The sequence below is a fragment of the Prevotella aff. ruminicola Tc2-24 genome, from assembly GCF_900110895.1.
Classification (GTDB): Bacteria; Bacteroidota; Bacteroidia; order Bacteroidales; family Bacteroidaceae; genus Prevotella.
Window position 1 is genome coordinate 702,131 of sequence record NZ_FOIQ01000001.1, and the last position, 22,860, is coordinate 724,990.

18 protein-coding genes are annotated in these 22,860 nt (G+C 49.1%); 8 read left to right on the forward strand and 10 right to left on the reverse strand.

Annotation, left to right across the window (positions count from 1 at the left end; translation table 11 throughout):
- Positions 1-95 precede the first annotated feature (95 nt).
- Entirely contained in the window at positions 96-1,637 is a 1,542-nt protein-coding gene (locus BMY63_RS03030; RefSeq protein WP_256218911.1) for a carboxylesterase/lipase family protein, read from the forward strand.
- A gap of 186 nt (positions 1,638-1,823) precedes the next feature.
- On the opposite strand, the gene BMY63_RS03035 is transcribed toward BMY63_RS03030, so the two are convergent.
- On the reverse strand, positions 1,824-2,843 hold the full coding sequence (locus BMY63_RS03035) for a glycoside hydrolase family 18 protein (RefSeq protein ID WP_091914634.1): 1,020 nt from the start codon (positions 2,841-2,843) through the stop codon (positions 1,824-1,826).
- Positions 2,844-3,962: 1,119 nt separating this feature from the next.
- Between BMY63_RS03035 and BMY63_RS03040 the strand changes: the two genes are divergently transcribed.
- Complete coding sequence (locus BMY63_RS03040; RefSeq protein WP_091914636.1) at positions 3,963-4,574, forward strand: class I SAM-dependent methyltransferase; 612 nt, start codon at positions 3,963-3,965, stop codon at positions 4,572-4,574.
- A gap of 61 nt (positions 4,575-4,635) precedes the next feature.
- Here the strand turns inward: BMY63_RS03040 and BMY63_RS03045 are convergent, their stop codons facing one another.
- Positions 4,636-5,598, reverse strand: coding sequence for a LuxR C-terminal-related transcriptional regulator (locus BMY63_RS03045; RefSeq protein ID WP_091899685.1), 963 nt, complete (start codon positions 5,596-5,598; stop codon positions 4,636-4,638).
- Positions 5,599-5,803: 205 nt separating this feature from the next.
- Here BMY63_RS03045 and BMY63_RS03050 point away from each other — a divergent pair, with 205 nt between their 5' ends.
- From BMY63_RS03050 to BMY63_RS03070, 5 genes are all read left to right on the forward strand, one after another.
- The gene (locus tag BMY63_RS03050; RefSeq protein WP_091914965.1) at positions 5,804-7,108 is read left to right on the forward strand and encodes a hypothetical protein; all 1,305 of its coding nucleotides are present in this window, start codon (positions 5,804-5,806) and stop codon (positions 7,106-7,108) included.
- A 26-nt stretch (positions 7,109-7,134) separates the two neighbouring features.
- Entirely contained in the window at positions 7,135-8,463 is a 1,329-nt protein-coding gene (locus BMY63_RS03055) for an imelysin family protein (protein ID WP_091914638.1), read from the forward strand.
- Positions 8,464-8,548: 85 nt separating this feature from the next.
- Complete coding sequence (locus BMY63_RS03060; protein ID WP_091914640.1) at positions 8,549-10,318, forward strand: di-heme oxidoredictase family protein; 1,770 nt, start codon at positions 8,549-8,551, stop codon at positions 10,316-10,318.
- Position 10,319: 1 nt separating this feature from the next.
- Entirely contained in the window at positions 10,320-10,985 is a 666-nt protein-coding gene (locus BMY63_RS03065) for a hypothetical protein (RefSeq protein WP_091914642.1), read from the forward strand.
- Between the two features lie 65 nt (positions 10,986-11,050).
- Positions 11,051-12,196 carry a Rid family hydrolase gene (locus BMY63_RS03070; RefSeq protein WP_091914644.1) on the forward strand — a complete coding sequence of 382 codons (1,146 nt, stop codon included), beginning with the start codon at positions 11,051-11,053 and terminating at the stop codon, positions 12,194-12,196.
- A gap of 100 nt (positions 12,197-12,296) precedes the next feature.
- Here BMY63_RS03070 and eno read toward each other — a convergent pair whose 3' ends face one another.
- The 8 genes from eno to BMY63_RS03110 form a co-directional block, all read right to left on the reverse strand.
- Entirely contained in the window at positions 12,297-13,604 is a 1,308-nt protein-coding gene (gene eno, locus BMY63_RS03075) for a phosphopyruvate hydratase (RefSeq protein WP_091899691.1), read from the reverse strand.
- A 100-nt stretch (positions 13,605-13,704) separates the two neighbouring features.
- Positions 13,705-15,123, reverse strand: a complete 1,419-nt coding sequence (locus tag BMY63_RS03080; RefSeq protein WP_091899692.1) for a RagB/SusD family nutrient uptake outer membrane protein — start codon at positions 15,121-15,123, stop codon at positions 13,705-13,707.
- Between the two features lie 21 nt (positions 15,124-15,144).
- Complete coding sequence (locus tag BMY63_RS03085) at positions 15,145-18,114, reverse strand: SusC/RagA family TonB-linked outer membrane protein (RefSeq protein WP_176771019.1); 2,970 nt, start codon at positions 18,112-18,114, stop codon at positions 15,145-15,147.
- Between the two features lie 198 nt (positions 18,115-18,312).
- Entirely contained in the window at positions 18,313-18,714 is a 402-nt protein-coding gene (locus BMY63_RS03090) for a heavy-metal-associated domain-containing protein (RefSeq protein WP_091899694.1), read from the reverse strand.
- A 222-nt stretch (positions 18,715-18,936) separates the two neighbouring features.
- Positions 18,937-20,478: a ribonuclease Y gene (gene rny, locus BMY63_RS03095; protein ID WP_091899695.1), complete on the reverse strand. Its 1,542-nt coding sequence runs from the start codon at positions 20,476-20,478 to the stop codon at positions 18,937-18,939.
- Between the two features lie 51 nt (positions 20,479-20,529).
- Positions 20,530-20,835, reverse strand: coding sequence for a cell division protein ZapA (locus tag BMY63_RS03100; protein WP_091899696.1), 306 nt, complete (start codon positions 20,833-20,835; stop codon positions 20,530-20,532).
- Positions 20,836-20,846: 11 nt separating this feature from the next.
- Entirely contained in the window at positions 20,847-21,143 is a 297-nt protein-coding gene (locus BMY63_RS03105) for a hypothetical protein (RefSeq protein ID WP_091899697.1), read from the reverse strand.
- A 113-nt stretch (positions 21,144-21,256) separates the two neighbouring features.
- A complete protein-coding gene (locus BMY63_RS03110) occupies positions 21,257-21,877 on the reverse strand; it encodes a hypothetical protein (protein WP_091899698.1) in 621 nt (206 codons plus the stop codon).
- Positions 21,878-21,986: 109 nt separating this feature from the next.
- Here BMY63_RS03110 and rfbA point away from each other — a divergent pair, with 109 nt between their 5' ends.
- Positions 21,987-22,859 (forward strand): glucose-1-phosphate thymidylyltransferase RfbA, encoded by an 873-nt coding sequence (gene rfbA / locus BMY63_RS03115; protein ID WP_091899699.1) that lies wholly within the window; start codon positions 21,987-21,989, stop codon positions 22,857-22,859.
- The last annotated feature ends 1 nt before the right edge of the window (position 22,860 follow it).

Genomic DNA, 22,860 nt, shown 5'->3' on the forward strand with positions numbered 1-22,860 from the left:
CTTCTGGTACGGCGTTTGATGGATTCGTCGTGATATTCTGCCTATGACGTTAAGCAGAGAGAAGTATAAACGATATTATTAAAATGATAAGCAACATGAACAAGAAACAATTCATTGCTATTTGCGGACTGTTGGGTGCGATGACCGTTCAAGCCCAGCCGCTACTGAAGACCCATGTGGAGACAGGTGATCTGGAGGGTGTACTCGAAGGTACGGACCTCGCTGTTTACAAAGCCATTCCTTTCGCTGCGCCTCCTGTGGGCGATCTGCGCTGGAAGGCACCACAGCCCGCCAAGCCCTGGAAGGGCGTGCTGAAGGCTGAGGAGTGTGCCAAGTGGCCCCCACAGCCTGAACGTGGCGACGTGAGTTACGACATGATGAGCGAGGACTGCCTCTACCTCAGTGTCGTCACTCCCGCCAAGACGGTCGACGAGGCCCTGCCCGTGATGGTGTATATCCATGGCGGGGGCTTCATGACTGAGCACTATAGTGCTACTCTGTGGCAGAACCTGGCCCGTCGTGGTGTCATCACCGTATCCATTGCGTATCGTGTCGGCGCCCTTGGCTTCCTCGCTCATCCTGAGCTCTCGAAGGAGTCGCCCGACGGTCATTCTGGCAACTACGGCATTCTCGACCAGATCTACGCGCTGCAGTGGATACAGCGTAACATCAAGAACTTCGGCGGCGATCCTTCAAAAGTGACGATCTTTGGTGAGTCGTCGGGTGGCATGAGCTGTAACATCCTCTGTGCCTCCCCCCTCGCCAAGGGCCTCTTCCGCGCCTGTATCAGTCACAGCGGCGCTTTCTTCACGCCCATGCACCCCCTCACCCAGAGAGATGCCGAGACATGGGGCGTGAAATACCAGGAGCGGTTGGGCAAGAAGTCTGTCGAGGAGTTGCGCCAGATGGATAGTCGTTCGCTCACAGGCGAAGGCGTCTACCCTCCCTGCACTCCCGTCTTCGACGGCTATGTGCTCAATGCCGAGCTTTTCGACCTCTATGAGCGTGGCGAGTATAACGATGTGCCTGTGATCGTCATGTACAACAACGACGAGGGGGGCGCAGGAATTGAAAGTGTGACGCTCGACGAGTATCAGGAGGAGCTCAGAGACTATCCCGAACAGTTTGTCGACAGTATGTTCATCTGCTATCCTGCCGAGAACGAAGAGCAGGCGCTCTTCGCCATCCGCGACATGGTTCGCGACCTGAACTATGCCGCCGACATTGACAGCTGGGCCAAGATGCAGACCAAGACAGGCAAGAGTCCCGTCTATTATGCCTACTTCGCCCAGAAGTCGGAGCGTACCATCTTGGGCCGTGGCAACCTGCGCGGCGCCGCCCATGCCGACGACTGTCTCTATGTGGGTGGCGCTTTCGACGATGAGCCCGAGAAGTACCCTCACGAATATGCTGTCTCTGAGATGATACAGCAGTACTGGACGAACTTCGCGAAGCACATGAACCCCAACGGCAAAGGACTGCCATACTGGCCCGCCTTCAGCCTCGATCCCAAAGAGGAGTGCGTGATGCAGTTCAGGAACGGCGCCACCCTCATCGCCAACCCCAATCAGGAGTCGGTCGGACTCATGGAGCGCCTTTTCGACTGGACACGCTCCCAGCGAACGATCAAGCCTTAAATTATCCTTTTCAGTGGCAGTGATGCCGTCATTCTTTACTAAGTTCTGGGGGCGCCAACAAGCGCCCCCTTTATATTATGCCCCCACAAGTTCCCCCCAAGTATTCCGCATACAGATATTACAATATCCTGCAGATTCGTATCGGCGGGCAAACCCTTGGATCTGTAAAGCGAAGGATTTTTGTCTCTATCTATTCAGCAGCATACGGTAAAGTGTCTGACTGAACGCATGGTCAGGTGTGTCGCTGGCGTAATCCCAGTACATGCCACCCCTGAGACCATGGTCAAGGATATACTGGCACTTCGCAGTCAGCGACTCCACGTTCTCGCCGCCCCACACGAACTTCCCCGACTCGTTGACCACATACGGCACCTGACTCTCCTCGCTCCACCGACGTTCATAGCCCAGAGGCAGCACACCCGTCCTCCAGAACTCCCTTATGCCGGTATCTTTCCTGTCACCCTTGCCGTAGAAGGGCATGCCCATCACCAGCTTCTCCTTGGGCACACCGGCCTTCAAGTGGGCTTCCACCGCCTCGCTCGAGGTACAGTCGCCCGATATCGCCGAGGGATAGAGTGCCGCATGGTGTGCACTGGCATCATCGCTCATATCGTAAGCCATCACGTTCACCATATCCAGATAGTCGATACACCCCTTGAAGTCGATATACAAGGCATCGCAGACCGTCGCTGCCGTCAACAGTCTCTCTTGTCCGAGTACGCTCCGCAGGTCACGCATCAGCAGCGTGAAGTTAGCCGTGTCGTCAGGCGACGAGGAGATGTTGGCCGTACTCTGGGTGGGATATTCCCAGTCGATGTCGATGCCGTCGAGCCCGTATTCCTCCACCACCCGTCTGCAGTCATTGGCAAATGCCTCTCTGTTCTCCTTCGAGGCTGCCATCTCACTGAACCGTCCGCTGCCCCATCCGCCTATTGACAGACACACCTTCAATTTCGGGTTCTGCTGTTTCAGTTGCACGATCATTCTCAGACGGTCGGGATTGCTGATAATCACGCCATTGAACTCCCTGTTCACATGGCCGAACGAGTAGTTGATGTGAGTCATCACGTTAGGGTCTGGCACCTCGTCAGTCCACGAGGTCACATAAGCGGTAATCACCATCGGGGGCTCCTGTGCCATGCGCTGCCATGCCCACATCAGTCCCATCATCGTTAGGATCAGGATACGGTTAGTTATCTGTTTCATTGTTATAGGTATTTCTTGTCTGCGAAGATACAAAAAAACAAGTGCAGAACAAAGGAACAGGTTTCCTTTTTTTCGTCTGGACGACAAAGATACGTAAATCGAAGGATCAGTCTAATAGATTTGAGTCTTTTCGAGTAAAAACACCAATTGTTTCATGAAAACAGGCCCTCAAAAAATGGGGCGCCGCCGCACCCCAATAAACTGTCAACTTCTTATATAACAAAAACCAATTATTATGTTAACAACACTGCAAATATACGTATATCAGCAGAATACGCAAGAAAAACGGGATAAAATTTACGTGAAAGAAAAAGAATGATGAAGAGATTGCAAAGAAAGTATTATATCTGATGCGAACAACAAAGCACATCCTTGATGAAAACAAACATCGGCATCCCACAAAGGGATAGGCCCTTACGAAGAAAGAAAGGTAGAACGTAAAAGTAAAACAACTTGTTTTACCTTCATAGAAGGTATCTCTATGAGTCGAAGGAGGCATCCCTTCAACAGTAAAACAACTTGTTTTACTGTCAGGAAAGCCTGTGCCACTTCCATCAGAAGCGTCATGTTACGTTGTAAACCGCCGTCCAGATAGTTAAACAAGATGATGATACTTTAGTATGAAAGCGACAAGATAATCATGTATAGTTAGCTTGTAATGAGTATCAGACGAAGTCCCTTACGGGAAGGGCATACCCAATGGTTATGAAATTGACCGTCAGGGCTTGTATAGTCAAAATAAACTCCTTACTTTTGCAGAGGATAAGAAAAGCATTAGCAACGACTCAAGAATAAAAGACTGGTATAATCAACCATATGCATTCGGTGGTTTTTCCCATTATCCATAGGTAAAACCGAATACTTTGCAGCGTGTTTTCCAATTGAAGTTGACAACGTAGGGGCGCGGCGGCGCCCCCTTTTTTTGTCATACTTTATATGCAGATAGTATCGGGATAGAGGATGAAAAAACACAGAAAGACCCGTCTGAAAACACCCATTTTTAGGTATTGCGGGAGTCATCTAATAGCAGTACCTTTGCACCGCCTTTTCGCAGGACACAACGAGGCTCTTCGTCGGTACTGTGATGGCACCATATCAAATAAGTACAAGCACTAAGGAATGGGATTGTTTACCAAGATTTTCACCAATTGCGCTCATCCGAAAGGACGGATGGGGCGCATCATTCTGCAATTAATGAACTTTAGTCATGCACCGCTGACAAACTGGGGACTGGATCTCGCAGACATCCAGGACGGATGGACGATGCTTGACATCGGCTGTGGCGGAGGAGCCACACTGCAAAGGCTGTTGAAACGAAGCAAGGACAGCAAGGTCTATGGTCTCGACATCTCTGAGGAGAGTGTAGCAAAGGCCAAGAAGGTAAATGCCGACGTACTTGACAAACAAGCATTTATCTGTCAAGGGTCTGCAGAGAGCCTGCCTTATGAGAACGAGCATTTCGACCTTGTCACCGCTGTCGAGACGGTGTATTTCTGGCAGAACATGCCCCAGTGCACACAAGAGGTAAAACGCGTTCTGAAACATGGTGGTAAGTTCGTCATCATGGTGGAAGCCGTTGATGCCGATTCCGTGTGGACCAACGTTGTGGATGGCATGACGGTCTATTCGTCGGAACAACTGGAGGCCTTCCTCAAAGACGCTGGTTTTATCAACACCGAGACTCATAACAAGAAACCATGCTACACGACAATCATCGGTGTTAACCCATAACACCGGGAGCAGCATCCCCTCTTTTATTGATTGTCTTTTATGTCATACTCATTTATGTAAACTACAACTTGACGCTGGAGATGTCGACGAGACCATTGACGATGGCGTAGATGGTGAGGCCGGCAGGACTATGAATCTGCAGCTTACGGGCGATATTACGACGGTGAGTGATGACGGTATTGATGGAGATACACAGATGGTCGGCGATCTCCTTGTTGGACATACCCTGAACTAACGACACCACGACATCTTTCTCTCGGTCGCTGAGGGCATCACTGTTCTGACCGCTTCCACCCTTGAACACCATATCAGAGATATTACGAGAGACATCGCTCTGTTTGGTGGTTTGCTCCAAACGACGGATAGCCGGCACGAAAATATGATCCTCGACCAAAGCATGCTGTCGCAGCCAGGCCTCGTTGTCGTAGATATCATGAAGGGTAGCTGTCAGCTGGTTGTTGTGCAGACCGTCGGACGGCAGATACTTGATGATAAGGAGCTTCAGCTCTCGCAGTTTCTTATCGGCAGCGCCATGATGCTTCGAAAAAGTCTCCACATTATAATCATTACCAGGACGACCGTCGAGCAGACTCTCGACATAAGGGAAGAGGGTCTTCTGCTCATACTGCATGTGACGGCGTATCTCATGGGCATACTCATCATAGAACTTCAGGATCAGCTGCGCCAAGGAATCGTTGGCATCGAGCGACTCGGTGAGCTCGCGACGGATATAGGGCAACTGGAAGTCGAGGAAATAGGCATGACTGGCCTCAAGATAGTGAAGAAGCGTTTGTACGGAGATGCGCTCGTCGGTCTCAAAATCACCATACCCATTGATGGTGAAGTTAACCACTGCCAGGAACGTGTAGGTGTCGACATGATTGTCGTCACAGGTCTCCTGCACGGTCTTGTCGCCGAAGCCCAGACTGATACCGAAACTGCCCAGCGACTGCAGGAGGTCGTAGTTGTCGCGGATAAGCGAGATCATCTTGTCATCGGCCTCGTACATTTTCTGATTTTTCATCGTCTGCTACCTAGTTATGATTACGGCTGCAAAATTATACATTATTTCCGAGATACACAATAATCATATCTAGGTATTTTCCCCGTATTTGTCATCGGCCACAGAGGCGTTTTCAGGCTATTTCATCATTTTTAGGTATTGCGCGTTCCCCCGAATCGCCGTACCTTTGCAGCCGATTTCAGGAAATTAAGTGATTCATAAAGTAATGAAAAAACAATTTTGCAGATTATCTATATGTGCCCTGGCCTGTCTATGCACGACAGGCACAGGGGCACAGGAAGTGGCCGGTGATAGTGTGATGCAACACGCATCCAGCAAGAAGCTCTCCGTTGGCGGCTATGGCGAGATCGTCTATGGCCGCAACTTTTTTAGTGACCACGTGAGCCGGTACAGTCAGCCAGAGTCGCATAAGGACGACCCGAGCCACGGACGGTTCGACATGCCGCATGCCGTCATATACATAGGTTACGACTTCGGTAAGGGATGGTCATTCGGCACAGAGATAGAGTTCGAACATGGTGGTGCCGGTATCGCCTACGAGAAAGAGGACGAGGAAGGCGGCGAATGGGAACAGGAGACAGAGAAAGGCGGTGAGGTAGAAATGGAACAACTCTGGATACAGAAGACGTTTTCGAAGGCAGCCCATCTGAGGTTCGGACATATCGTGGTACCCGTGGGACTGACCAATGCGTATCATGAACCACTGAACTTCTTCACAGCATACCGTCCGGAGGGCGAGCGTGCGATGCTGCCATCGACATGGCACCAGACGGGTGTGAGCTTCTGGGGACGCACAGGTGACTTCCGTTACGAGGCACAGTTCCTCGCCGGACTGAATGCAGACAACTTCACAAACACGGGTTGGATCAACAAGGGACATATGTCGCCATTGGAATTCGATGTAGCGAATAAATACGGTGTGGCCCTCCGCATAGATAATTATTCTGTAAAAGGACTACGTATCGGTCTGAGCGGTTACTACGGACACAGCATCGGCAACAGCTACCCCAGGAATGCCAACGGTGTGGATGCGGAGTTCAAAGGCAAGGTGGCCGTAGGGGCTATCGACTTTACCTACAAGGGCCACAACTGGATCGTACGCGGACAGGCAGACTATGGTTATCTGGGTGATGCCGACCAACTGAAATATGTATATAACCGTCTGAACTCGAAGTCGCCCTACAAGCACTCGGCCTTTGTGAGCAAGAACGCTTACGCCGTAGGAATCGAGGCTGGCTATGACATCTTCTCACAGATACAGCGGTTGCATGCAGACCAGCAGAAGATGTATGTATTCGGCCGCTATGAGCAGTACAATCCTTATGCGAGCAACACAAAGGGTACGGCCTACGACTACACGGCAGTGAAGCGCATGGCCGCAGGAGTGAACTACCACCCTGTGCCACAGATTGCCATCAAGGCAGAATATACGAAGCGCTTTTTGAAGAGTCTCTACAACAACGAGCCGGCAGTGAATATCGCCGTGACGTATGAGGGATGGTTCTTATGATATCTGACATTAAAAAATAAAAAGAAATGAAAGAATTGAAATTCCTGTCGGTTGCACTGATCATGGGCGCACTGACACTGACATCATGCGATGATGATGACAAGAATGAGAATGAGGAGACAACGTTTGAACTGGTCAAGACAACACCTGTTGTCGATCAGGATGCCTACACGGCCAATACGACGGCCGAGAACTACGCGAAGAAATCTTTCGGTGAAGATGCCATCGACAACTGTGGCGACCTCGTGGATCAGCTGACTGCAGCCAATGCAGTCATCCAGCAGTCACATCTGTCGGAGGCGCAGGAGGAGTATCTCTACAAGGTGCTGAAGAACCTTGTAGACAACGTGATCGTACCGACCTACACACAACTCGCTAATGAGACGGAGAAGTTGGAGAGCACACTGAACGGTCTGACCGTGAACACGATCACCCAGGATCAGATCAATGCAGCCTGCGAAGACTTCAAGGAGGCTCGTAAATACTGGGAGCGTAGTGAGGCATTCCTCATGGGTGCTGCAGGCGACTTCGACATCGACCCGACCATTGACTCATGGCCACTGAACCGCTCTCTGCTGTTGAGCTACTTCAACAACGGCATGAACGACGAGATGCTCGAGGATGCTACCATCCTGGGGTTCCACGCGCTGGAGTTTATCCTGTTCCGCGACGGACAGCCTCGTAAGGTTGCCGAGCTACAGGCTAACGATACTTATAAGAACTTCGAGAAGATCAGCGGCGCCAAGGAACTGGCCTACGCACAGACTATCTGCACCCTGCTGAAGCAGCGCACCTTCCAGCTACAGGTGGCTTGGGAGGGCGAGACCAGTGCCAACGCTAGTCGTGTGGCCGTCGTCAAGGCTGCCAATCTCGATTACACCACCGAGGCGGGTCTGTCATTCGGCGACAACCTGATCACTGCCGGTCTCGAAGGAAGCAAGAGCACCTTCCCCACTCTGAAGGCTGCCATCGCTCAGGTTCTCTCCGACGATGAGGGCAGTTGTGTGGGCATCGCCAATGAGGTGGGCACAGCGAAGATCGCCAATCCGTTTGCTGCCGGTGACATCTCATATGTAGAGTCACCATATAGCTACAACTCTATCACTGACTTCCGCGATAATATCCGTTCCATCCGTAACATCTGGCTGGGATCGACCGACAAGACTGCCAACGACTACAGTTTCCACACCTTCTTCGCCAGCGTGAAGAATGAGACGACCAACCAGAAGGTGGAAAACGCATATGTAGGTGCCATCGAGGCTATCAGCAACATGCCGTCACCGTTCGTGAAGTACTGCAGCTCCATCTGGGGCATCGCCTTCGAGGACGACGAGGACTGGGAAGTAGAGGAGTAAACCACTAAGCATGAAATATCACGAAGCGCCTCACCTGAAAGGGTGAGACGCTTTCACGGTTAAAATAAAAAACGAGACAAACTTTATGAAAAGAGATCTAAGATTTACCAGACTGGCCCTAATGACTATGGTGGCGATATTCACCATGACAAGCTGCACCGACGATGACAACGGTACCGAGCTAGGGCCATTGGTGCCCGAGGATGTGGAGTTCGGTAAGGCCAACGACACTTTCAGCGCCGAGGAGTGGTTCCCTGGCGGAGAACTGGGAACGACCACGAAGGCAAGCTACTCGGCACCTGCACCTGCCGTAGAAAACATCAGAGGTATGGAGAGTGACTTCAACACGGGCGAGGACTTCTTCGAGCATCTGTACACCTTCGATGTAGCACCACGTAAAGGACTCGGTCCGGCCTGGGTGCGTAATAGCTGTATCGCCTGTCACCCAAACTACGGCCACGGCAAGCGCCAGACAGAATATCGTGCCAACACCATCGGCAACGGTTATCTGCTCGTGATCTACCATCCCGACAACAACGCTTATATATCGGAGGTGACGGGCATGCCGCAGACGGCGGCCATGAGTCCGTTTAAGGCACCGATTGACGAGAGTCAGATACAGATAGACTGGAAGACAGTCAACGAGATGGAAAGCGGACTAGCCATGACCTTCCCCGATGGTGAGAGCTACGAACTGATATACCCAGAGGTGCGCATACCGCAGTCGGCCTTCAATACCGACCCTAAGCCCGTGAACTACGATGTGCGCTTGGAGTCTACCATCGGTGTCTACGGCACAGGATTGCTCGACGCTATCGCCGACGAGGATATAGAGGCACAATGGAAATCAGAGTCGCGCTTCGTCGAACTGAACCCCGCCATGTGGGACAAGGAGGCAGGTACCTTCAAAGCCTCGGCCTATTACAGTGCGCCCTACAACAACACTGGTTCATTCCATGGCACACGCGGACCACTGAAGCGCTTCACTTATGCCATGACACGCGGCACACTGCAGGACGGTGCCGGGGCCAACGCCATCTGGAACATCACGAACGTGACACGCAGCGACCGCCACTGGCTCTACACCACCGCCGCATGGGCAAAGGCTCAGAGCGAGGATCCTGAGGTGATTAAGTATATCAAGGAGCATGGTGAGCCTATGGTGAGTATGTTGCACCCCTACTATGCCGACGGCACCGATGAGGGCATCTCTGCTCGTATCTACGAGATTCTGAGTGCCTCGTCGATTGGTTTCAAAGACACCTTTGAGAAATTCTTGCTCAACGGAGCGCCCTATAACGGTGAGGAAGAGATGAACGACAAGCAGTATTATCAGTTCATGGTATGGCATCGCGGACTGGCTGTGCCTGCTGCACGCAACCTGAACAACGAGGCCGTGAAACGAGGCAAGAAACTATTCTCGGAGATAGGCTGCGCCCAGTGCCATCGCCCGTCCTGGAAAACGGGGGCCGACAACATGTGGGTAGATGCGAGCATCAAGGCGTATGCCGATGCAAACCGTCTGGCGAAGGATGGCGACTACACCAAGCTACTGCCGAAATATGCAAACCAGACCATCTGGCCATACACCGACATGGTACAGCACCGACTATTCATGAAAAACGATATACGAACGGGCTGGTGCCGTACGACTCCACTCTGGGGACGTGGACTGTCACGCCAGTTAACTGGTGCCGACGACCGTCTGCACGACTGTCGGGCACGCACACTTATCGAGGCAATCATGTGGCACGGCTACAGCAAGCAATCGGATGCCTATCGAGCAACGGAGAAGTTCTATAACCTACCTAAGGCCGACCGCGACGCGGTCGTGAAATTCCTCGAGTCGATCTGATATGCACACACAGACACACATCATACGACATTTCCTGATACTGGCCCTGCTTCTAGCAGGGTCAGTTGTCATGAATGCAGCACCAAGGGTCATGCCTAAGGAACAAGCAAAACGGTTCTGCCGCCTGCTCGTCAACGATGGCAAGGGCAGCATCTACCCTCTGAGTCTGTACGCAGAACATCTCACCACGATGCTATGTGGCGAGACAAGATATGGCGACTATACAGCCGAGCAGGTGTTCTCAGGACTCGTCTTCTTCTACGACGACTGGCTTGGGGAACCTCTGCTCTATGGCAACGCACAGGGACAGATGCTCGTGGAAGAACTGCACAGCGGACGGACACTGCGGGTGTTCCCCCACTTGAGCGCCAACGGACAGACCGTATGGTATGCACCCACCGACTCGATTCCAGAGACAGTGGGTATGGAGCACAGGAAGTACATGCACGAGGTGTTTGCTCGCCTCAACAGAGAGGTACAGGCAGGTAACTGGGAATATGCCGACCAGTGCATCGACCGCATGATACAGTACCAATGCCAGTATGGAGGCAACGGTCGGAAGGTCAGTCTGACCTCGCCTTACCTGATTGTACTCATCGCTCTTTTTCTCGCCCTACCGCTTGTCATATCGGTCCGCCATAAGCATCACAAACGATGCACAAACTGAAAAGTACAAATAAAATTTGTATATTCCCTCTTTTTTTATTAATTTTGCACCCCAAAGACAAAACAATGAATCAAAACCTAACTCATATCACTGATAAGCATACGACGACCGATATCTTCTGTTTCGACAACGGGACAGAGGTAAAGGAGTATCATGCGATGATACACGTGAGCTCACCATGTTTGCCATTCAGCGAACAATTGGAGGCGATATTCAATGCTTATAGTCAACTACTTGACGGACCCATGAAGGGCGCACAGGCTGTGTTTAAACGCTATTTCCTCAGCGACGCAGCCAATCAGGCCGATGCTGTGATCATCGGTGACGTGACTGACTGTGCCAAAAGTATCATCGAACAGGCTCCCCTCGACGGGACGAAGATCGCACTGTGGGTATACTTGATGACGGGTGTGCAGACTTGCATCGGAGAGAGCGGGCTCTATGAGGTTAAGCATGGAGACTTCCGACACCTGTGGAACGGTAGCGCCCATAACATGGCTGCCAACTCGGAGTATCAGACCCGACTGCTGTTCAATGAATATAACATGCAACTGCTACAAGAGGGGTGCACGCTGAAAGACAACTGTATCCGCACATGGTTCTTCGTCAACGATATCGACCTGAACTACGGCGGTGTGGTGCGCGCACGCAACCAGTTCTTCTTCACGCAGGGACTGACAGTGAACACGCACTTTATCTCGTCAACAGGCATCGGCGGACGTCAACAGGATCCGAACGTGCTCTCGCAGATGGACAACTACGCCATCGCCGGACTGCAACCCGAGCAGCGTCATTTTCTCTATGCATCCACGCATCTGAACCGCACCAGCGACTATGGAGTGTCGTTTGAGCGCGGCACCTATATCGACTATGCCGACCGCCGACAGGTCTTTATCTCTGGTACGGCAAGCATCAACAACAAAGGCGAGATCATGTACCCGAAGGATATCGTGAAGCAGACCCGCCGAATGTGGGAGAATGTGGAGGCCCTGTTGGCCGAGGCTGATTGCACCTTCGAGGAGGTGAGCGAGATGGTGGTCTACCTACGTGACACGGCAGACTACCAAGTGGTGAAGGCACTCTTCGAGGAGCGGTTCCATGGCACGCCCTACGTCATCGTCCACGCACCCGTATGTCGTCCCGGTTGGCTCATTGAGATGGAATGCATGGCCGTGAAGGCGGTTGACATTCCTACCTTGCCTAAGTTCTAACATCCTTTATCATTCAATAATAAATGCGGACAGACTTCACAGCCTATCCGCATTTTTCATTGTCAATGATTTATACAAAAAAAGTTGTTTATATCTTATTCTACTTCAGACGCTGATAACCATAGGTAGCCTGCTCACCAAGCTCCTCCTCGATACGGATCAACTGGTTATACTTGGCCATACGGTCTGTACGACTCAACGAACCTGTCTTAATCTGACCACTATTGGTGGCCACAGCGATATCAGCAATCGTGGTATCTTCTGTCTCGCCAGAACGGTGAGAGGTCACTGTGGTGTAACCATGACGGTGAGCCATCTCAATAGCCTCCAGTGTCTCCGTGAGCGAACCAATCTGATTCACTTTGATCAGAATAGAGTTGGCTGCCCCCATCTTGATACCTTTCTCCAGAAATTTGGTGTTGGTTACAAACAGATCATCCCCCACCAACTGACAACGGTCGCCGATCTTCTCTGTCAGCTTCACCCAGTTGTCCCAGTCGTTCTCGTCAAGACCGTCCTCAATACTATCAATAGGATACTTTGTAATAAGTTGCTCCAGATAGGCAATCTGTTCATCGGCAGAGAGCTTCTTGCCGTTAGGATCCTTCTTGGCACCATTCTTCAGTTGGCGATAGTCGTAGAACCACTTGCCATCCTCACAGGTAGCAAACTCTGAAGCAGCACAGTCCATGGCAATCTTCACATCTTTGCCCGGCTCGTATCCTGCTTTCTTAATAGCCTCGACGATGGTGTCAAGCGCATCCTCAATGCCATCGAAGTTAGGAGCGTAGCCACCTTCATCGCCCACGGCAGTAGAGAGACCACGAGCCTTTAGTAACTTAGCCAGATTGTGGAAAACCTCAGCACCCATACGGATAGCCTCTTTCTCTGTGCTAGCTCCTACCGGACGAATCATGAACTCCTGAAATGCGATGGGAGCTGCAGAGTGAGCGCCACCATTTACGATGTTCATCATTGGAACAGGAAGCGTATAGGCGTTGCAGCCACCAATATACCTATAAAGGGGGATATTCAATGCCTGAGCAGCTGCCTGAGCACAAGCCAGTGACACGCCAAGAATGGCATTGGCCCCCAGCTTCGACTTCGTAGGTGTACCATCGATAGCCAGCATCTTATAGTCGATGGCACGCTGCTCCAATACACAATCGCCCTTCAGAGCAGGTGCAATCACCGTGTTCACATTCTCGACAGCCTTCAGTACACCCTTTCCAAGATAGCGTCCTTTGTCACCATCACGAAGCTCCAAAGCCTCGTTCTCACCTGTTGATGCGCCAGAAGGCACGGCGGCCCGGCCCATCACACCATTCTCAAGTGTTACTTCTACTTCGACAGTCGGATTACCTCTTGAGTCGAGGATTTCTCTTGCATGAATCTTTTCAATCTTCATAATCTTTTATACCTTATTTATATATAACTACACAATGCGCTTTCGCGGTTGCAAAGGTACAGATAATATATGACATGCGAAATACCTAGAAATGACCATTTTATATATCCTCATAACCAGGATTCTGAGTCAGGTTACGATTGCGTCCTATCTGATGCTCGGGGATAGGCAACAGCGACTTATACGCTTTCCAGTTGGCCTTTTTGTATCCGATGTTCCTGCACACCTCATCGGTACGACCTGTACGGTTCAGATCAAACCAACGGTGACCCTGTTCGTGGAAAAACTCCTTGCGGCGTTGTACCTCAATTTCCTTCAGTACATCATTCTGCGATGTGCCTCCCGTATAGTCGGAGAGGGCCGCACGCTTACGGATTCTGTTGATATCACTAATGGCAGCCCCGGTCTTACCAAGATGAGCGTTAGCCTCAGCACGAATAAGATACTCTTCAGCCAGGCGCAGAATGACATAAGACTCATAGTCTGCGGAAGAACCTGGAGTATTCAGGTTCTTATACTTATAGGGGTAATAATAGATGACACCACCACTGCCCGGCAACTCGCCTATCCAATCATTTCGCAGATCCTCGGGCACCGAGCGTAAATCATTCACCAGCTCATCACTGAAATAGTAATTAGTATAGGTGACTCGCGGATTAGGCAGAAAGAGATTACCAATGCTGGTATATCCGATATAGCTTCCCGTACCACTGAAGCCCTCTTGATTAGACTGCATAATCGTCTCACTACTATTTGACTTAAACACACGATCAATCGTTTCCAACTGATACTTATTACTCTGTCCACCATCGACGACAGGCAGGATACGATTTGCCTCTGCAATGGCCTTATCCCATTGTTCAAGATAAAGATAGACACGTGCCAACAAGGCTGTGGCCGCATCTACCGTGATGCGGGTATTGCCATTGGTCGAGCCCTGTAACATACGCTGGGCATTCTGCAAGTCGGTAATAATCTGCTGGTAGACCTCGGCCTTCGGTGTTCGTCCTGCCGCACTCGTCACGCTCACATCGCTGGTTGTCAACAAAGGCACATCACCGAAGAGATTCACCAAATAAAAGTAATCTAAAGCACGGAAGAAGAGTGCCTCACCTTGGTAGATATCCAACTCCTTCTGAGGAATAACAGTCGAACCCTCCACATGAATAAGGAAGTCGTTGGAAATATAGATACTCTCATAGAGTTTTGTCCACATGCTCTCAATATTCGACGTCGAGGCACTATAGGAAGACTGATAATACTCGGCCATTGTGACATCACGGGCCTTCAGTTCATCGCAGAACTCGCTGACATAGAGTTCCAGCGCCTGATAGTACATTATGTTTGTGTGATAGTTGCTAGTGAAGAACCCCATCGCTGCTGTACGGATACCTTCTGGTGTACTGAATGTTACATCGGCAGTCAAAGAATCTGTTGGTGAGTCAATGTTGAGAATATCCTCACACGATATCATTGTCATTGCAGCAAGCAACAATAGTGCTATACTTTTCTTTTTCATAACGTTTTCTGTTTTATTGGATTAGAAAGTGACATTCAGACCGAATACGACCGACTGGACTGCCGGCATAGATGCATCACCCGTTTCAGGATCGTATGCATCGTAATCGGTGATGGTCAATAGGTTCTTCCCCTGCACATAGAACTGCAGCGCACTCATGCCCAGTGAGCGAATCGCTTTTTGGGGGAAGTCGTAGGATAATCGCACATTCTGCAGACGCAGATAACTGGCATTACTATAGGCCGCATCGCTATAGGAAAGGTAACGGTAATAGGCATTGTAGATATCGCTGGCACTACTGGTGGTCAGTCCTGGGTATTTCGCATCTACACCTGGTGTGGTCCAGTAGTTCTCTGCCATCTCATGAGTCACATTATATCCCATACCTATCGGATAATAGAAGCGCCAAAGGTATCCTGTCTGGAGCGGTTTGTTACGATAGTAGAAGTTGACATCCAACGTAAAACCATTCCACTGCAGGGTATTGTTCAATCCTGCATAATAACGCGGATCTTTATCGCCCAAATTCTGATAGTCATCAGCACTGGTAATCTTACCATCATGATTCACGTCCTCCACCTCTGGCATTCCGTTCTGGTTGTTCACACCGAGATACTTATAACCACGAATGACATTAACGGATTGGCCGATAGCATAGGTATTATAATAGCCAGAGTTCTCTAAATTCTCAAATTTAGCGAGTCGATTACGAGGGATGGTCAGCGTCAACTGGGTGGTCCATCGGAGGTTCTTTGTTTTGATGTTCTGGGTGTTCAGTTCAAACTCCCATCCTTTATTCACGATCTCCGCATTAAGGTTTGACATGAAGTAAGTAAAGCCTGTCTGCGTAGGAAGATATTCACGCGTGAGCAGATCTTTACTCGTATTCTTGTAATAATTAACAGTCAGCAAGAAACGATCATCGAAGAATCCAAGTTCTAAACCTACATCAAACTTATCGGTAGTCTCCCATCGCAAGTTTTTGTTGGCCAGATTTTCAGGCTTAATTCCCACATTACCCTCATAAGGATACTGACTGGATTTATACTTGGTCATGTATTGATAGTCGCCGATACCGTCGTTACCCGTCCTCCCCTGCGATACTCGCAGTTTTCCATAGCTAAACCAATTGAGTTTGTTCTTGATAATTGCCTCGTTGCTGAATAGCCAGGCAAGACCGACAGAGTAGAAATTGCCATAGCGATGATTGACGCCGAAACGAGAGCTTCCATCGCGGCGGAAAGTGCCATTAAACAGATAGCGGTCCTTATAGTCGTAAGTGATACGACCGAACAGTGAAGCACTTTTTGTCTGTGTCGCTGGATTCTTGTGCATATTGATCAGGGAAGCAGAATTTGCATCCTTTAGAAAGATATCACCAGGATACTTCTGACCATAGAAAAACAGCACATGCGTATCAGAACGCTGATAGGTAGCCCCTATTAAGAAGTCGGCCTTACCCTTTATGATATTACATCCGTATGTCAGTTGCGGCTCTATGATAAACGTACTGCTATTCTGGTCAAAGTATCGTGCTTGATTATACTGATTATTCTTCGTCGGATGATAATACGTACGCTCATACAGGTTGTGTTGACTGCCCGAATTATAGCTATAGCCCAGTGACACCTTGGCAGTCAACTGATTCCAGAAACGGTAGCTACTATTAAAACTGGCATTCATTGAGGTGACATCGTTTCTTCCATCGTAATTAAGCATTGAGAGCGGTGAAGAGAAATTAGAATTGTCAGGTAACCAATATGGCTCACCGTTTTCATCATAAGGTGGTGTATTGGGTATCGTATTCAGATATGAGAAACCATTTCCAGAAGCATCAGCTTTCATCGCCAGTTTCGTAACAGAGAAGTCTGTATCGAGAGTGAAACGCCGATCTTCACTGTGATGCTGGATGTTCGAGCGTCCTGTCCAACGCGTATAGTCATCATCACCAATTCCAACTGTACCCGAGTTATAATAGGCGCCACTGACGAGGAATGTTGTATTCTTATTTCCACCTGACACTTTCAGTTGAATATCCGTGCCCCAAGCTGTATCCCCCATCAGGATTTCCTGCCAGTCGTAATCGGCATGCTGGTCCCAGAGTGTCAGATCAGGAAACTTTGCTGGTGTCAAATCGGCATCTGTCACATAACCCTTGGCCTTGTCGGCCTCGAATGCCTTACGACGCAAATCCAGAAGTTCCTCTGTACTGAGAAAGTCGAGACGCTTGCAGACAAACTGGGCGGTGGTGCTCATGTTAAGGCTTACTTTCACGCGACCTTCCTTACCTTTCTTCGTTGTAATCAGTACCACACCGTTGGAACCACGCGTGCCATAGATGGCAGTCGCATCAGCATCTTTCAGGATATCGATACTCTCGATATCATCTGGATTCAGCAAAGCCAGCTCATCGGGAGTACCCAGTACACCTGTACCGGTATAAGCTACCACAGAATTATCTTTCGGATAGGAGTTAAAGGGCACTCCATCGATGACATATAACGGTTTCTTTACGCCTGATAACGTGTTCTGACCTCGGATATGAAAATCTGAATTACCACCTCCAGGAACACCAGAAGCTTGCTCCACATACACACCGGCGACCTTACCTTGGAGACCAAGAATCGGGGCATCCTGGGTGGAAGTTGCGACCTCCTCGCCCCTCACTTTCGAAACAGCGCCTGTCAGTTTCTTACGCGACTGCTGTCCGTATCCTATCACCATCACATCGTTGAGCGAATAGCCTTCTTCCTCCAACACAATCATTCCCAGATCCTTCACCGCAGTATTAGAGATTCGTATCTCACGGGTCTTATAACCCAGATACCTAATAACTAATATTACTGGAGTATTCTGATTTTCCAGATTCAGATGGAAGTTTCCAGCAATATCTGTCACCGTGCCATTCTTGGAATTAATCACCATAACGGTTGCTCCCACCAATGGTTTCTCACTACTCTCAACAATAGTGCCGACGATTGTCCTAGCCATCAGATTAGGACAAAAAAAGAAAAGCGTCGTTAATAATATCAAAAATAGCGATGATTTCTGAGGTAAACAGTTTATTACCTCAGCAAAAACATTTACTTTTGCCATGCTTATATCAATTAAGTAGGCACCATCACTATTGCGTTCTATTGGCGTAGCTTGTAATAGGATGGTGCCTTGATTTGTGAATAAAGGAAAGAGTTATTGGTCGCCTTCAGCCTTCTTGTCGTGATGCCCACAACCACCTTTTCCTCCTTGTTGAGCCTCGCCACCATGATGACCGCAACCGCCCTTACCTTCCTGCTGAGCATTGTTAGCGTGATGATTACAACCACCTTTAGCAACTTCAGCTTGGAATTTGGCATCGGTCAATGCATTTAGCAAATCATCTGTTGTCGTTTTCTGCTCATCAAAAGCGACTGTAACAACCTTCTTCTCCAAATTGACCTTGACCTCACTGACAGCCTCGTTGGCCTTCAGTGTTTTCTCAACACGCTTAGCACAGTTGCCACAATGCATGTTGGTCACCTTGAAATTCACATTACCAGCCATCATACTCCCCACGAGCATGCTGGCAAACATCATTAAAACAATCTTTCTCATCTCAAAATAAATTAGATAATTAACTAACTGGGTTGATTAAATCGGCCGCAAAGTTAAACAGAAAAAATCAGTGACACAAGAGCTAGATATCAAAATCATCAGTTTTGGGTAGGCATAAAATAGACTGTATCACAAGTTGTTATTAATCATTATAAGGTAAAGAAACAAAAAAAGCGGAATCACTGCAGATTCCGCTTTTAAAATTATATAGGATGAGTCCTTTTATTTCGCATAAGCCACCGAACGCGTCTCACGAATCACCGTAATCTTTACCTGTCCAGGATAGGTCATCTCGTTTTGTATCTTCGTTGCGATATCGGCGCTGAGAGCCTCCGACTCGGCATCGTTCATCTTGTCGGCACCAACAATAACGCGGAGCTCACGACCAGCCTGAATGGCGTAGGTCTTCGTCACGCCAGGATAGCTCATGGCGATTGCCTCGAGATCATTGAGTCGCTTGATATATGCTTCTACAATCTCACGACGGGCACCTGGACGAGCACCTGAGATAGCATCGCACACCTGAACAATCGGAGCCAGCAGGGTCTGCATCTCCATCTCATCATGGTGAGCGCCAATGGCATTGCAAATATCGGGTTTCTCCTTAAACTTCTCTGCAATCTTAGCACCATAGATAGCATGAGGCAACTCGCTCTCCTCATCGGGCACTTTACCGATATCGTGCAACAGTCCTGCACGCTTAGCCTTCTTCGGATTCAAGCCCAACTCTGAGGCCATCACAGCACAGAGATTAGCTGTCTCGCGGGCATGCTGCAAGAGGTTCTGACCATAAGAAGAGCGGTATTTCATCTTACCGATGATGCGGATGAGTTCAGGATGCAAGCCATGGATTCCAAGGTCGATGGCTGTGCGCTTACCTGTCTCGATAATCTCGTTATCAAGCTGTTTCTTTACCTTGGCGACCACCTCCTCAATACGTGCGGGGTGGATACGTCCGTCGCTGACCAGCTGATGCAAAGCCAAACGACAAACCTCACGGCGAACAGGATCGAAGCCTGAAATGACAATAGCCTCGGGAGTATCATCTACTACGATCTCAACACCAGCGGCAGCTTCGAGAGCACGGATATTTCTTCCTTCACGACCAATGATACGACCCTTCACCTCGTCGTTGTCAATATGGAACACGCTGACGGAGTTCTCAATGGCTGTCTCAGTTGCCACACGCTGGATAGTCTGAATTACAATCTTCTTGGCCTGCTGATTGGCATTGAGTTTAGCCTCGTCCATAATCTCATTAATATAGCTGGCAGCAGCAGTCTTAGCCTCATCCTTCATGGCCTCAACCAGACGGTTTTTGGCTTCCTCTGCACTCAGACCTGAAACCTCCTCGAGCTTCTCACGCTCCTTGAGCTGCATCTTCTCCAGCTCCTCGGCTTTCACAGCCAACAGTTTCTTCTCGTTGTCGATGCGAACCTGCTGGTTGTCGAGCTCACCCTTGCGGCGACCCAGTTCTTCCTGACGCTGGTTCAGTGAAATCTCGCGCTGCTTCAGTTTGTTCTCACTCTGCTGGATATGCTGGTTGCGCTGCTGCACTTCCTTCTCCAATTCGCTTTTCTTGTTCAGGAACTTCTCTTTCACTTCGAGTAGTTTCTTTTCTTTGATAACCGTCGCCTCTTTCTCAGCAGCGTCAATCATCTCATTGTATTTTCCCTTAATGACATAACGGAAAACCAGATATCCACCGACTCCTCCTAAAACAAGAGCGCCGGCAGCAATCAATAATGTAATAATTAGGTCCATATAAAATATATTGTTAATACGATATTCTCTTCTCCAAGGTAGGCTCACCCACTACTTGTCTTTCAGCGCTTCCTCAATCTCAGAAGTCAACTTTTCGAGAATACCGTCATAAGGAGCTGTATCATTCTTTCCGTGCTCCCGCTCATACATCAAGGCGATATCAATCAGCGTCATCAACGCGATCGTATGTTCACCCTTCCGACCATTATATGCCTGTGCATAGGCATTATATCGGTCAGTAATGAGCTTAGCTGCCTTTCTATAGAGTTCCTCATCGGAACGCTTGATTGCTACCTGAATCTCTTCATCGTAGACATGCAGCCGGATATTTAATTTCTCATTGTTTACTTCTGCCATTGCTTACGCCTTTACTGTTCGTCACTGAGGATTGCAATGCACTTATTCACATCACGGATCAACTTAGCTAGTCGCGCCTTTGCGTGCTCCAAATCGCCATCGGTGATTTCCATCATCTTGGCCATCTTCAGTGAGTTATAGTCATTGTCCGCCTGAGTCAACTTGGCACGCAGTTCCTGGATGTCCTGTTCGTTTTTACCGATGAGCGTATGCAATTCTTCATTCTCCTTTCTCAATTCTTGAAAACGGAGGATCATTTGTCGCACGCGCGTCTCGAACGTTGTCAAAGTGTTCTCATTTTGGCTCATCACGTAACTATTTGCAATACAAAGTTATGAAGAAAATGTGAAAAGTAAAAAGTGAAAAGAGAAAAGTATACAATATTTTCCTTTTTTTAACTTTTCACTCCGTTTTCCACTCTTTATTGCTCAGTGGTCGATGGTTTTGGCTCTTTCTTTGCCAACATCACCACTTTATAGACAAAATCAGTGACCCACTTCTGCGAAAAACCCAATCGGCGGTTGTACTCGCGAACAGCGACCACAGCCTTGAGAACACCAGCGTCCGAGAAGTTATTCTTGTTAAAGATATCATTGACGGTCTTCTCTGTCATACTGTAAAGAGCCTTCTTCATGAAGCCCGGCAAACGGAGTTTGAATTTCATCAAGTTACCGGTAAGCATCATGATATCTTGCGTAAAACCCTGGAACTGCAACAAGTATGTCTGTGCATCCTGAATTTTCTTGCAGTGTTTGCGCAGGCTCTGGTCGATCTCCTTGAAAAACTCATCTTCCATGCCATACATGGTCTTCAGCATGTTCTTACAACGACTCCGTTCGCCCACGCCAAGCTTATTGTTCACTGTAGGTACCTTCAACGTGGTCTTGAACACACGCAGGTCTGGCAGCGCAGCCATGTTCGTAATGCCGAGATCAGCAGCCATAGCAGCCTGGAAGTACACGCGAATCAGGGTCATGAAGTCTTCCATGCCACCGGCCTTCTGTTCATCTTTCTTTCCGAATAATTTATTAAAAAGTCCCATATAATCTCTATTAGATATTAAATACACTTGCAAAGGTACAACTTTTTTCTTAATTCTTATCTCTTGATTCCTATTTTTTATTACCTTTGCGCCATAAACATCTTTACACATGAAAGGAATCGTATTAGCTGGGGGTTCCGGTACACGCCTCTATCCCATCACAAAAGGAATCAGTAAGCAACTGATTCCTATCTTCGACAAGCCGATGATCTACTACCCCATCTCGGTTCTGATGTTGGCTGGTATCCGTGAGATCCTCATCATCTCCACCCCATACGACCTGCCAGGGTTCAAGCGTCTGCTAGGTGATGGCCATGAGATTGGAGTGCACTTCGAATATGCTGAACAGCCCTCGCCAGACGGACTGGCACAGGCATTCATCATCGGTGAGGACTTCATTGGCAGCGACAGTGTCTGTCTGGTGCTAGGTGATAATATATTCTATGGTTCCGGTTTTACAGGACTCCTTCGTGAGAGTGTGCGACAAACCGAGCAGAAAGGACTGGCGACTGTTTTCGGTTACTATGTGAACGATCCCGAGCGATATGGTGTGGCTGAGTTTGATGACGAGGGGAACTGTCTTAGCATCGAGGAGAAGCCTGAGCATCCGAAGTCGAATTACGCTGTGGTAGGACTCTATTTCTATCCGAACAGTGTCGTTGAGATAGCCAAGCACATTAAGCCAAGTGCTCGCGGCGAACTGGAGATCACAACAGTGAATCAGGCCTATTTGGAACAGAAGATACTGAAGGTACAGACACTACAGCGAGGCTTTGCCTGGCTCGACACTGGCACACACGACTCACTCTCGGAAGCATCGACTTTCATCGAGGTCATCGAGAAGCGCCAAGGACTAAAGGTCGCATGTTTAGAGGAGATTGCTTACAAGTCGGGATGGATCACAGAAGAACAACTTCGGGCGACAGCCCAGCCGATGACCAAGAACGAATATGGCAGATATCTCCTGAATCTGATCAAGTAGA